Origin of the sequence: Streptomyces sp. NPDC048258 (assembly GCF_043201995.1) — a bacterium.
Taxonomy (GTDB): Bacteria; Actinomycetota; Actinomycetes; order Streptomycetales; family Streptomycetaceae; genus Streptomyces.
Genome location: NZ_JBICZH010000001.1, coordinates 110,860 through 122,494 on the forward strand (window position 1 = coordinate 110,860; position 11,635 = coordinate 122,494).

Consider the following 11,635-nt stretch of genomic DNA (forward strand, 5'->3'; position numbering starts at 1 on the left):
GTTCCAGTTCAATGATCTGACGTGCCGCACACGCGAACACCTGCTGGGGGTGCCAGGTGAGTGCTTTCGGACGTAACGAGACCGGACGTAACGAGACCGACGAGGATCTGCTCGCAGCGCTGCTGGACGGGATGGACGCCGCCTTGTGCGCGTTCGACTCCGACGGCGTGATCACCCACTGGAACCGCGAGGCCGAGCGGATCCTGGGCTGGTCCGCCACCGAGGCCGTGGGGCGCAAGGGCTTCGAGGGATGGGCGGTGCGTGCCGCCGACGCGCAGGACGTGCAGGACAGGCTCATGTCCGCCCAGGACGTGCCGGGCCGGCAGGTGCACGAGTTCGCGCTGCTGACCAAGGACGGCGGTCGCGTCCTCGTACGCACCCAGTCGGCCGGGGTGCCGGGCGCGGACGGGAAACCCGCCGGGGTGTACTGCGCCTTCAGCGAGGTGCACGCCCAGATCGACCTGGAACGGTCCATCGCGCTGAGCGAGGCCCTGCTGGAGGACGCCGCGTGGGGCGTCGTCCTCGTCGACGTCGACCTGCGGCCCGCCGTGGTCAACGCGCACGCCGCGCGTGCCCTCGGGACCGGGCGCACCGCGCTGCTCGGCCGCCCGCTCGGGGAGCTGCTCACGCAGGGGGTGGAGGAGCTGGAGGGCGCCCTCCAGCACGTGCTCGCGGAGGGGGCGCCGCCCGCGCCGGTGGAGCTGTGGGTGTCGGTGCGCACCGCGGAGGGGGTGCGGCGGCGGTGCCTGCGGTGCGGGTTCCTGCGGCTGGCCTCGCCGCTGGCGGAGGAGCCGGTGCCGCTCGGGGTCGGCTGGCTGTTCCAGGACGTCACCGAGGCCCGGCAGGCCCAGCTGGACACCGCGCAGCTGCGGTTCCGGTCCCATCAGCTGCACCGCGCGGGGCGGGCCGCCGCCGAGTGCGAGGATCCGGCCGAGGCGGCGGCCGTCCGCCTGGACTTCGCCCTCGCGGGCTTCGCCGAGCACGCGCTGCTCGACGTACTGGACCTGTCGGCCGGTCCCGAGCGGCGCCGGCTCGTACGCTCCGCGGTGGCGCCGCCCGCGCTGCCGGGGCCCGGGTCGATCCCCGTGCGGTACGAGGCCAGGCATCCCGCGCTGCAGGCGCTGGACCGGATCGGCTCGGTGCGCACCAGCGCCCCGCGCGGGGAGGCGGACCCGCAGTGGGCGCGGACCCGGCAGTGGCCGGAGGGTACGGCGCACGCGCTGTGCACGGTGCTGCGCAGCCGGGGGCGGACCCTGGGCGCGCTGACGTTCCTGCGCGGGCCCTCGCGGGCCGCCTTCGAGCGCGCGGACGCGGTGTACGCGGAGGAGGTCGCGGCCCGGATCGCGGCGGATCTGGATCTGGCTTCCCGGAACGTCCACTAGGCCGTGTCCGGCAGGGCGTGTCGGGCTGTCCGCGCGGGCCCGCGAAGGTCGCCCGGACAGGTCAGTGGCGGAAGAAGATCCGGTCGCCGTATTCCTGCATCACGCGGCCGTTCCACTCGTGGCCGCCGTCGACGTTGCCCGAGCGCAGCAGCGGCGGCTCCACGCCGCGGGCGGCGAGCTCGCCGGCGGCCGCCGCCATGACCGCCTGCATGATCGCGCTGGTCACGACGGTGGAGGCGGGGGCGAAGGGCGCGTCGATGCCGTCGAGGGTCAGCTCGGCGTCGCCGACCGCGATCTTGCTGTCGAGGACGACGTCGCAGTGGTCCTTGAGGAAGGTGCCGGAGACGTGCCGCGACTTGGTCTCGGTCGCGTACGCCACGGAGGTCACGCCGATCACCTTGAGGCCGATGGCGCGGGCGTTCATGGCCATCTCGACCGGCAGGGCGTTGCGCCCGGAGAGGGAGATGATCACGAGGACGTCGCCGTCGGAGGCGGGGCTGCTGTCCAGGACGGCGCCGGCGAGGCCGTCGACCCGTTCCAGGGCGCTGCCCAGCGTCGCGGGCATGACGTCGATGCCGGCCGTGCCCGGTACGGCGAGGAAGTTCATCAGGGCCAGTCCGCCGGCCCGGTAGACGACGTCCTGGGCGGGGAGCGAGGAGTGGCCGGCACCGAAGGCGAAGAGCCGGTTCCCGGCGGCGACGGCGTCGGCGACGAGGGAGCCGGCCTCGGCGATCCGCGCGGCCTCCTCGTCCCGTACCCGCTCCAGCAGGCCGATGGCGGCGTCGAAGAACTGACCGGCCAGCTTGCTCTCGCTCATACGCCGATGGCCTTCCGGGGGTGGGATGCGTCCGTGTCCGGCGCTCACCGTGCGGTCTGGACCAAGGGCGTGTCAATACGAACGTCAATCCCTGGACGAAAGGCATCGCGGAGATGTCCGGGTGATGCCCGCGGAGATGTCCTGGAGAGGGCTTGACGCTCGGCACGGGACGGTTGTCGGCCCGATGCGTCAGAATTGGGGGCAGGGCCAGCGCACGCAATCCGAGGGGCACGAATGTCCGGACTGATCGATACCACGGAGATGTATCTCCGCACCATCCTTGAGCTGGAAGAGGAAGGTGTGGTCCCCATGCGCGCCCGTATCGCCGAGCGGCTCGACCAGAGCGGACCGACGGTGAGCCAGACGGTGGCGCGGATGGAGCGGGACGGCCTGGTGGCCGTCGCCAGCGACCGGCACCTGGAGCTGACGGAGGAGGGGCGGCGGCTGGCGACGCGCGTCATGCGCAAGCACCGGCTCGCCGAGTGCCTGCTCGTCGACGTCATCGGCCTGGAGTGGGAGCAGGTGCACGCCGAGGCCTGCCGCTGGGAGCACGTGATGAGCGAGGCGGTGGAGCGGCGTGTGCTGGAGCTGCTGCGCCACCCGACGGAGTCGCCGTACGGGAATCCGATCCCGGGCCTGGAGGAGCTGGGGGAGAAGGCCGAGGCCGACCCGTTCCTGGCGGACGGCATGATCAGCCTGGCCGAGCTGGACCCGGGCGCCGACGGCAAGACCGTGGTCGTGCGCCGGATCGGGGAGCCGATCCAGACGGACGCGCAGCTGATGTACACGCTGCGGCGGGCGGGCGTGCAGCCCGGCTCGGTGGTGAGCGTGACCGCGTCCCCGGGTGGTGTGCTGGTGGGCAGCGGCGGCGAGGCGGCCGAGCTGGAGGCGGATATCGCCTCGCACGTGTTCGTGGCGAAGCGTTGACGGTGTGTTGACGTCGTAGACGTCGTAGACGTCGTAGGGATCCACCCGTTCGGGGCGGTTCCCGGTGTGGGCGGTCCCGGCGCCTCACGGCGCCGGGACCGGTCCTCCCCTTGTGACCTGGAGCCCCGAGCTCTCAAGGTCGTCCCCTTCGGACCGTCTTCCCCGAGCGGCCCGCCTCCCTGTTGAAAGGATCTCCATCGGCAGTGGCGGCCAATCCTTGAGCAAGGTCACTCGAAAGAGCGGTGTTGTCGGCGAGAAGCCCGTTTTCGAATGCGGGTTCGATAGTCTGGCCGGGAGCGAAGGGGGTGCATCTGCGGTGGTACAGCGCATCGATGTGACAGGGGCCGACGGCGTACGCCTGGCTGCCTGGGAGTTCCGCGAACCGACGTCGGAAGCCGCGTGGGAAGCCGCGTCGGGACGGACCTCCGAGCCGCGTGCCCAGCTGCGTGCCCAGCCGCATGCCGAGGCGGACTCCCGCCCCGCGGTGCTGTTACTCCACGGGCTCATGGGCCGCGCCTTCCACTGGGCCGGCACCGCCCGCTGGCTCGGCGAGCACCGCCGCGTCATCGCCCTCGACCAGCGCGGCCACGGCCAGAGCGCCCGCCCGCCGGACGGCCCTTACACGCGCGAGGCCTTCGTGGCCGACGCCGAGGCCGTCATCGAGCAGCTCGGCCTCGCCCCCGTGACCCTGATCGGCCACTCCATGGGCGCCCTCACCGCCTGGCAGCTCGCCGCCCGCCGCCCGGACCTGGTCGAAGCCCTGGTCATCTGCGACATGCGCGCCTCGGCCCTCGGCGAAGCCTCGCAGCAGGAGTGGAAGGACTGGTTCCACCGCTGGCCCCTGCCCTTCCCCACCCAGGACGCGGCCCGCCGCTGGTTCGGCGAGGACGACCCCCGGGTGGAACGCGCCGACCCCGGCCGCGGCGCCTTCTTCGCCGAGGTCATGCACGAGGCCGCGGACGGCTGGCGCCCCCTCTTCTCCCGCCGCCAGATGCTGACGGCCCGCGAGACCTGGGTCCACGACGCCCACTGGGAGGAACTGGCCCAAGTCCGCTGCCCCGCCCTGGTGGTCCGCGGCCTGGACGGCGAACTGGGCCGGGCCGAAGCCCAGGAAATGGTCCGCGTCCTCCCGGCCGGCCAGTACGCGGAAATCCCGGACGCGGGCCACTACCTCCACTACGACCAGCCGGCGGCCTGGCGCGCGGCCCTGGAACCCTTCCTGGAGGGAATCAGAGCCGACGCGCCCTGACGGCGCCTAGGAGGGCCGCCCAGGCCGCGGGGGTGGTCCGGAGCACGCGGGTGGGGGCGGGGCTCTCGGCGACGAGGACGCAGTCGCCGGGGGCGGTGGTGACATAGACGCAGGAGTCGCCCGACGCGCAGCGGGACGACCGCTGCCACTGGTACTGGTGCATGGCTCTCCTTCACAGCTCCGCGGCGACAGTGTCGATGAACTTCCGCGACTTCTGGGGGCTGAGGGCCGCGGCCTCCATCCGTTCGAACAGTACGCGGTAGCCGACGAGTTGCTCTTCCGCGTCCAGATACACCAGTCCGTGAGTCTGGTCGAGGTGGACGGTGTCGAGCTGGGGTACGGGCCCGGTCGCGTAGTAGATGGACTGGCCGGAGCCGTGCAGTGCGCCCGTGGCGAAGGGGATGACCTGGATCGTCACGTGGCGCTGCTCGCTCATGGCGAGCAGGTGCGCGAGCTGGGCGCGGGCGACCTCGTGGCCGCCCACCGGGATGCGCAGTGCGGCCTCGTGGATCAGCGCCTGGTACGGCACCGGGGCCTCCCTGTACAGCACCGCCTGCCGTTTGAGGCGGAAGGAGACCCGATGCTCGATGTCCGGCGGGGTCAGGGCCTGGACGGCGTGCCGGAAGATCTCGCGGGCGTGCTCGGCGGTCTGGAGCAGCCCCGGAATGTGCGTGGTGACCGCACCGCGAAGGCTGTGCGAGTGGTGCTCCAGCTCGGCAAGGTCGAGCAGCGGACCGGGGAGTAGGTCCCGGTACTCCTCCCACCACCCTCGGTGGCGCTCACCGGTCATACCGGCAAGTGCGTCGATGTACGGCTGGTCCTTGCATCCGTAGAGACCGGCGAGGGCGCGTACCCGCTCGGGACTGGCGCCGATCCGCGCCGCCTCCAGGTTGCTGATCTGCGTCTGCCGGATCCCCAGCTGCTTGGCGGCCTCCGTCGCGTTCAGGCCAGCGCCCTCGCGCAGCTTGCGCAGCTCGGCGCCGAATCGAAGTTGACGTGCAGTCGCCATATTCAACTCACCTTTCCCGGGCGCCTGTCACCCAAACGAGTGGAAATGTAATTCATTACATGGAAGCAGTGAAATGTATTACGTCGAACCGCTGGCTTGGGATGGAGGCCGACGCCTGGAAGTACCCCGCTCGACGGAGCGACCTGGTCACCGGGCACCGCACGCACACGGACTAACTCTCCTCCTTGATCGGAGACTTCCATGGGTGCCACCGTAACTCCGTCCTGGGCCTACACCCTCCAACTCCCGCACGATCCCCGCGCAGCGGGAATCGCCCGCTCCACACTGCGAGCAGTGCTCCGGAGCCACGACGTGCGCGGGCCGGCCGACACCGCAGAGCTACTGGCCAGCGAGCTGGTCTCCAACGCCTACCGGCACTCCCACGGGCCCTGCGCCCTGCGACTGCGGGCGATGGCGGCCGACCGGCTCCGGGTCGGCGTCTGGGACAACTGGGTCATGCCCTACCTGCAGAACCTCCGGCACGCCGTCGTCTTCGCCGGCTCCATCGCCGTCCTCGCCCTGCTCGCGGCCAACCGACCCACCCCGATGGCCGCCCGAAGCGCGATGAAGGGCCGGTGTTCGCTCCCCGGGGGGGGCGAACACCGGCCCTTCACGCCGTCTCGCGCAGGGGCGGGAGGGCCGTCAGCCCTTGGACACCGCCAGCAGGATCTCCGGCAGCCTCCGCGCCACCGTCGGGGCCGACAGGCGCAGGCCCGCCCAGGCCGCCAGCGCGCCCCAGGCCGAGCCCAGCGGGAGCAGCAGCCAGGAGACGTCCTGGTGGTCCGCCCCGTTGAGCCAGATCGTCAGGGCGATCACCGGGGAGCAGAGCAGCGCCGACGCCAGCATGCCGCCGAAGATGCCCATCCAGGCCAGCCCGCCCTGCCCCGGGGCGACGTTCTTGAAGGCGCCGTCCGTCGGGATGGAGTACGGGAAACGGGCCGAGCACACGGCCCCCGTGCAGAGCATCGAGCCCAGCAGCGCCAGGGCCAGGCCCAAGGCCATCGGGAAGGCCGGCCAGTTGCCGACCAGGGCGGCGGTGACCGCCGTGACGAAGACCGTGTACGGGACGGTGACCAGGGCCAGCGCCGCGGCGCGGGCGCGCAGCTCCACGTACGCGTCGCGCGGGGTGGAGATGGTCTGCGCGACCATCCAGAACGCCGAGGTGTCCTGCCCGAACTGGTTGTACATCTGGACGCCGAGCATTCCGGAGCCGAAGCAGGCCAGGTAGATGGATCCCGTGCCCTGCAGGGCGTTGAAGACGGGGACGATCAGGCCGATCGCCAGCGCCGTCACGAAGGCCGACTTCGCCTTCGGGTCGCGGACCGCGTAGCGCAGGGTCCGCTGCATGACCGCGCCCGTACGGCCCGCCGGCAGCAGCGACCAGAAGCCGCCCGCGCCGCGGTCCTTCTCCGGCTTGGCGGCCGCGAGGGTCGAACCGTCCGGGGTGACCATCAGCTTGGTCAGGCTGCGCTCCCAGAACCAGAGCAGCAGGGCCAGCGCGCCGACCGTGAGGGCCAGCTGGGCCGCGGCCACCCCGTACGCACCCTCGCTCGCCGAGTCCACCATGCCGACGGCGGTCGCCGGCGGCAGCCACCGCACCACCGCCTCGGCGGGCTCCAGCTGGGCCAGGCCGCCCGCCTGGAGCAGGCGCTGGCTGCCGAAGTTGGCAAGCTGCGCGCCCACCGCGATCAGCAGGCCGCTGAGCAGCGCCAGGTCGCGCCCCTTGCGGCTGGTCAGCAGCCGTACGTTGGCCGTGGCCACCGCGCGGGCGAGGGCCACGCAGACCAGGAGCAGCAGCGGGACGGCCACGACCGCGGCGGCCACCCCCGCGGCGCCGCGCGCGACGGCTACCACCGAGCCGACCGCCAGGCACAGCGTGAACAGCGGTCCGATGCCGACGAGCGAGGAGGCGAGGAGGGCCCGTACGAGGGGACGCGGGCGCAGCGGCAGCATCACCAGGCGGCTCGGGTCGAGCGTCTCGTCCCCGCTGGGGAAGAACAGCGGCATGACGGTCCAGGCAAGCGCCAGGATCGCGGCCAGCAGGACGACGACCGTGCCCGCGTGGGCGTTGCCGTGCAGCACGGCCAGGCCGAGCGTGACGAAGAAGCCGACGACGAGCGCGAACACCAGGGAGGTGATCCAGGCGGCCTTGCGCTTGGAGGAGCCCTTGAGCCCGTTGCGCAGCAGCGACAGCTTCAGGCGGACGAAGACGGCGGTCAGCGAGACGGGTGCGGCGGCAGTGGCCGGAGCGGCGGGCGTGGCGGGTGTGGCGAGAGCGCCGGTCGTGGTCATCGGACGGCCGCCGTACCGGAGCCGCCGCCCAGCCAGTCCAGCGAGTCCCCGGCCGCCTCGCGCCCGTGCGCGCCGACCAGTTCGAGGAAGGCGGCCTGCAGTGAGGGCGCGGAGCCCCGTACGTCGGCCAGCGGGCCCGCGGCGCGGATCCGCCCGGCGGCCATGACGGCCACCCAGTCGCACAGCGACTCGACGAGCTCCATCACGTGGGAGGAGAAGACGACCGTGGCGCCGGACGCGGTGTAACGTTCCAGCACTCCGCGGATGGTCTGCGCCGACACCGGGTCCACGCCCTCGAACGGCTCGTCCAGGAACAGCACTTCGGGGTTGTGCAGCAGCGCGGCCGCCAGGCCGATCTTCTTGCGCATGCCCGTCGAGTAGTCCACGACCAGCTTGTGCTGCGAGCCCGCGAGGTCCAGGACGTCCAGCAGCTGCGTCGCCCGCTTGTCGGTCTCCTCGCCCGGCAGGCCGCGCAACCGGCCCATGTAGCCGAGCAGTTCACGCCCCGACAGCCGCTCGAAGAGCCGCAGCCCCTCCGGCAGCACGCCGATCCGCGCCTTCACCTCGACCGGGTCCGCCCACACGTCGTGCCCGGCGACGAGGACCCGCCCCATGTCCGGGCGCAGCAGTCCGGTCACCATCGACAGCGTCGTCGTCTTGCCCGCGCCGTTCGGGCCGACCAGACCGATGAACTTGCCCGCGGGCAGCTCCAGGTCGATCCCGGCGACGGCCACCTGCTCGCCGAAGCGCTTCCACAGACCTTCCACCCGCACGGCGGACGGCGCGGATCGCGCGCCACCCGTCCCGTACGTCCCGCCCGTCGCATCACCCTGGTCCGGCATGCGCCTGCCTCTCGTCACACGTCCCCGTTGGTCGTTCTTTCCTCACCATAGGAGGAGGGGGAGAGGCCTGAGCAGTTACTTATGTCATGAGTTTCCGGCCAGTAATGTCCCTGCCGTTCCTGCTGTTCCTGCGGTCCCGGCCCGCCGGGTCAGCCCTGACGCCGCTTGCGCTCGGCGGCCGCCTCGCTCCCGCACGCGTACGCCAGCGCGTCGATCAGCTCCTCGGTGTCCGGCAGCCACCGGTTCGCCGGCGTGGGCCGCCGGGCCCACTGGACCGAGCCCCGGCCGCCGAAGCGGGTGGGCGGGGCGGCCACGTACTCGCCCTCGCCCCGGGCGGCGAGGTCGATCGCCGACGGCGTCCAGCCCAGCTTGCGCACCAGGTCCGTCATCTTGGCCCCGGCGCCGGGCAGTACGAAGAACAGCATCCGGTGGTCGGGCGTGAGCGCGACCGGTCCGATCGTGCGCTGCATCCGCTCCAGTCGCGCCAGCGCCAGGAACCCGGCGGCGTCCGGCACGTCCAGCGCGTCGAACGTCCGGCCCGTCGGCATCAGGATCGAGGCCTCCGGGTGCTTCGCCCAGATCCGCCGGACCTGCACCGCGCTGCCGGTCGCCAGCGCCGCCCAGTCCTTCACCGCCGGGTGGGCGCCGGGCGCCGCGCAGTCCTCCGCCCCGCAGGAGCACAACTCCCGCCCGTCGCCCGCCTCCAGCCAGGTGCCGGCGAAGACGTCCCAGTGCCGTTCTTCCGCGTACCGCACGGCATGGTCCAGCAGCTGCTCGCCGCGCTGCTTGGGGATGGGTGCGGTCTCCGTGACTCCGATGGTCTCTTCCACGCCCATCACAACTACCCGGGTCACCCGGGGTTACGGGCGTAAACCGGCCGGTGGGCGGAGCATCGATCCTGCATACGGGGCGCACTGATGCACGGGCGGGGGCGCGTGGGAGGCCGGGGCGCGGTCGCTGGGTAGCGACAAGACGCAGAGCGGAAGATTCTCCGCACATCAGGCGGGAAGTGATCATTCCAACGATCACCCGCGGCCTCAGGGGGTTTTCATGGCAGCCAGGCCTCTCGTCGCCCGCCAGCCGAACGAACGGCTGCAGGCGCTCATCCAGGAAGCCGGGTGCTCGAACGCCGGGCTCGCCCGGCGCGTCAACATGTGCGGGTCGGAACACGGTCTCGACCTCCGTTACGACAAGACCTCCGTGGCCCGCTGGCTGCGCGGCCAGCAGCCACGCGGCCGGGCTCCCGGAATCATCGCCGAGGCGATCGGCCGCAAACTCGGCCGGGCCGTCACGATCGACGAGATCGGCATGGCCAACGGCAAGAACCTCGCCTCCGGCGTCGGCCTGCAGTTCTCCCCGACCGTCGTCGGCGCCATCGAGCAGGTCTGCGAGCTGTGGCGCAGCGACGTGGGGCGGCGCGACTTCCTGGCGGGCTCCAGCGTGGCCGCCTCCGCGCTCGTCGAGCCGAGCCGCGACTGGCTGATCACCGGCGCCGACACGCAGGTGGCCCGCAGCGGCGGTGCGCGGGTCGGCCTGTCCGACGTCGAGGCCGTACGGGCCACCACCGAGGCGCTCACAGAGCTCGACCACCGCTTCGGCAGCGGGCACGTCCGGCCCGTGGTCGTGCACTACCTCAACTCCGTGGTGTCCGGACTGATCGGCGGCTCGTACCGGGAGCCCGTGGGACGGGCGCTGTTCGCGGCGGTGGCCCGGCTGACGGAACTCGCGGGCTACATGGCGGTGGACACGGGCCAGCCGGGCCTGGCCCAGCGGTACTACATCCAGGCGCTGCGGCTGGCGCAGGCCGCCGGCGACCGGGCGTACGGGGGCTACGTGCTCGCGGCGTCCATGAGCCATCTCGCCGCCGAGCTGGGCAATCCGCGGGAGATCGCGCAGCTGGCGCGGGCCGCCCAGGAGGGGACGCGGGGGCAGGTCACCCCGCGCGTGGAGGCCATGTTCTACGCGGCCGAGGCGCGGGGGCACGCGCTGCTCGGGGACACCCGGGCGACGGCGGTGCTGTCGTCGCGGGCCGTCAGCGCGCTGGAGCGGGCGGATCCGGAGTCGGGCGACGACCCGGTGTGGATCCGCCACTTCGACCAGGCGTACCTCGCGGACGAGCTGGCCCACTGCCACCGGGACCTGGGCCAGGCGGAGGCGGCGGCACGGCGGGCGGAGGAGGCGCTGCGAGGCCTCCCGGCGGGCAAGGCGCGCCGCCGGGCCATCGGGCTGCTGCTGCTGGCGGCGGCGCAGGTGCAGCAGCGGGAGGTGGAGCAGGCCTGCCAGACGGCCACGAAGGCGGCGGACCTGCTGGAGGGGCTCCGCTCGAACCGGGGCACGGAGTACCTGGACGACTTCCGGGGGCGGCTGGAGCCGTACCGGGAGGAGGCGGCGGTACGGGAGTTCGGGGCGCGGCTGGACGCCAGGGTCGCCTAGCGGCGGGCCTCGCGGATTCGGGCCGGGCCCCGTGTGCGGGTGCGGCGCCGTTGCCGGGGGCGCTGCCCCCGGGCCCCCGCGCCTCAAACGCCGGCGGGGCTGGGGTGTGCTCGGCGGGGCTCAAGATCGGGGCTCCGCCCCGGGCCCTGCGCCTCAAGCGCCGGCGGGCTGGAGTTGCGCCGGCGGGGCTGGGTGTGGCCGGAGGTGGGCGAGGGGGCGGCTGGGTGTGGCGTCGGCGGGGCTGGATGTGGCCGAGGGTGCGGGTGGCCTCACCGTGGCGGGGCGCGACCCGGTAGCGTGAGCCGACGGTTCCGTAGGTTCGGGCGAGTCGGAGAAGGAGTCCCGGTGACGGAGAACGGACAGGGGAGCGCCCCCCAGCCGGGTGCCCCGTGGGGTCCGGACCCCGGGCAGCAGCCGCAGGGCGGGCCCGGGCATGTGGTGGGGCCCGGGTACGAGGGACCGGGGCAGCCGCACGGCTACGGCTACCCGCCGCTGCCCGAGGCGGTCACCCAGTACATCCCGCCCGTCCCGGCGGGCCCGGTTCACGGCGAGGCGGCGACGCAGTACATCCCGCCCGTGCCGGCGGCCCCGGTTCACGGCGAGGCGGCGACGCAGTACATCCCGCCCGTGCCGGCGGCCCCGGTTCACGGCGAGGCGGCGACGCAGTACATCCCGCCCGTGCCC

10 protein-coding genes and 1 pseudogene are annotated in these 11,635 nt (G+C 72.9%); 5 read left to right on the top strand and 6 right to left on the bottom strand.

Translation table 11 applies throughout. The features are described 5' to 3' along the window. Window positions 1–56 precede the first annotated feature (56 nt). Window positions 57–1,382, top strand: a complete 1,326-nt coding sequence (locus ACGFYQ_RS00555) for a PAS domain-containing protein (RefSeq protein ID WP_393738413.1) — start codon at window positions 57–59, stop codon at window positions 1,380–1,382. Window positions 1,383–1,443: 61 nt separating this feature from the next. On the opposite strand, the gene ACGFYQ_RS00560 is transcribed toward ACGFYQ_RS00555, so the two are convergent. Beyond that, window positions 1,444–2,199 (bottom strand): SIS domain-containing protein, encoded by a 756-nt coding sequence (locus ACGFYQ_RS00560; protein ID WP_393738415.1) that lies wholly within the window; start codon window positions 2,197–2,199, stop codon window positions 1,444–1,446. Window positions 2,200–2,433: 234 nt separating this feature from the next. On the opposite strand from ACGFYQ_RS00560, the gene ACGFYQ_RS00565 reads away from it, so the two are divergent. Together ACGFYQ_RS00565 and ACGFYQ_RS00570 are read left to right on the top strand one after the other, a co-directional pair. Next, window positions 2,434–3,126 carry a metal-dependent transcriptional regulator gene (locus ACGFYQ_RS00565; RefSeq protein WP_393738417.1) on the top strand — a complete coding sequence of 231 codons (693 nt, stop codon included), beginning with the start codon at window positions 2,434–2,436 and terminating at the stop codon, window positions 3,124–3,126. Between the two features lie 316 nt (window positions 3,127–3,442). Then, window positions 3,443–4,375, top strand: coding sequence for an alpha/beta fold hydrolase (locus ACGFYQ_RS00570; RefSeq protein WP_393738419.1), 933 nt, complete (start codon window positions 3,443–3,445; stop codon window positions 4,373–4,375). Here ACGFYQ_RS00570 and ACGFYQ_RS00575 read toward each other — a convergent pair. The 5 genes from ACGFYQ_RS00575 to ACGFYQ_RS00595 all read right to left on the bottom strand — a co-directional run bounded on the left by ACGFYQ_RS00575 (window position 4,356) and on the right by ACGFYQ_RS00595 (window position 9,354). Next, a complete protein-coding gene (locus ACGFYQ_RS00575; RefSeq protein WP_393738421.1) occupies window positions 4,356–4,538 on the bottom strand; it encodes a DUF397 domain-containing protein in 183 nt (60 codons plus the stop codon). The two genes, ACGFYQ_RS00570 and ACGFYQ_RS00575, sit on opposite strands and share 20 nt — an antisense overlap. A gap of 9 nt (window positions 4,539–4,547) precedes the next feature. Next, window positions 4,548–5,384 (bottom strand): Scr1 family TA system antitoxin-like transcriptional regulator, encoded by an 837-nt coding sequence (locus ACGFYQ_RS00580; protein WP_393738423.1) that lies wholly within the window; start codon window positions 5,382–5,384, stop codon window positions 4,548–4,550. A 642-nt stretch (window positions 5,385–6,026) separates the two neighbouring features. After that, the gene (locus ACGFYQ_RS00585) at window positions 6,027–7,676 is read right to left on the bottom strand and encodes a transporter (RefSeq protein WP_393738425.1); all 1,650 of its coding nucleotides are present in this window, start codon (window positions 7,674–7,676) and stop codon (window positions 6,027–6,029) included. Further along, window positions 7,673–8,518: an ABC transporter ATP-binding protein gene (locus ACGFYQ_RS00590; RefSeq protein WP_362395591.1), complete on the bottom strand. Its 846-nt coding sequence runs from the start codon at window positions 8,516–8,518 to the stop codon at window positions 7,673–7,675. Before ACGFYQ_RS00590 ends, ACGFYQ_RS00585 begins: the two co-directional genes overlap by 4 nt. Window positions 8,519–8,667: 149 nt before the next feature. Continuing rightward, the gene (locus ACGFYQ_RS00595; RefSeq protein ID WP_393738428.1) at window positions 8,668–9,354 is read right to left on the bottom strand and encodes a bifunctional DNA primase/polymerase; all 687 of its coding nucleotides are present in this window, start codon (window positions 9,352–9,354) and stop codon (window positions 8,668–8,670) included. Window positions 9,355–9,568: 214 nt separating this feature from the next. Here ACGFYQ_RS00595 and ACGFYQ_RS00600 point away from each other — a divergent pair, with 214 nt between their 5' ends. Both ACGFYQ_RS00600 and ACGFYQ_RS00605 read left to right on the top strand, forming a co-directional pair. After that, window positions 9,569–10,951 (top strand): transcriptional regulator, encoded by a 1,383-nt coding sequence (locus ACGFYQ_RS00600; protein WP_393738430.1) that lies wholly within the window; start codon window positions 9,569–9,571, stop codon window positions 10,949–10,951. Between the two features lie 345 nt (window positions 10,952–11,296). Continuing rightward, window positions 11,297–11,635: pseudogene (locus ACGFYQ_RS00605) on the top strand (hypothetical protein); the annotation flags it as partial.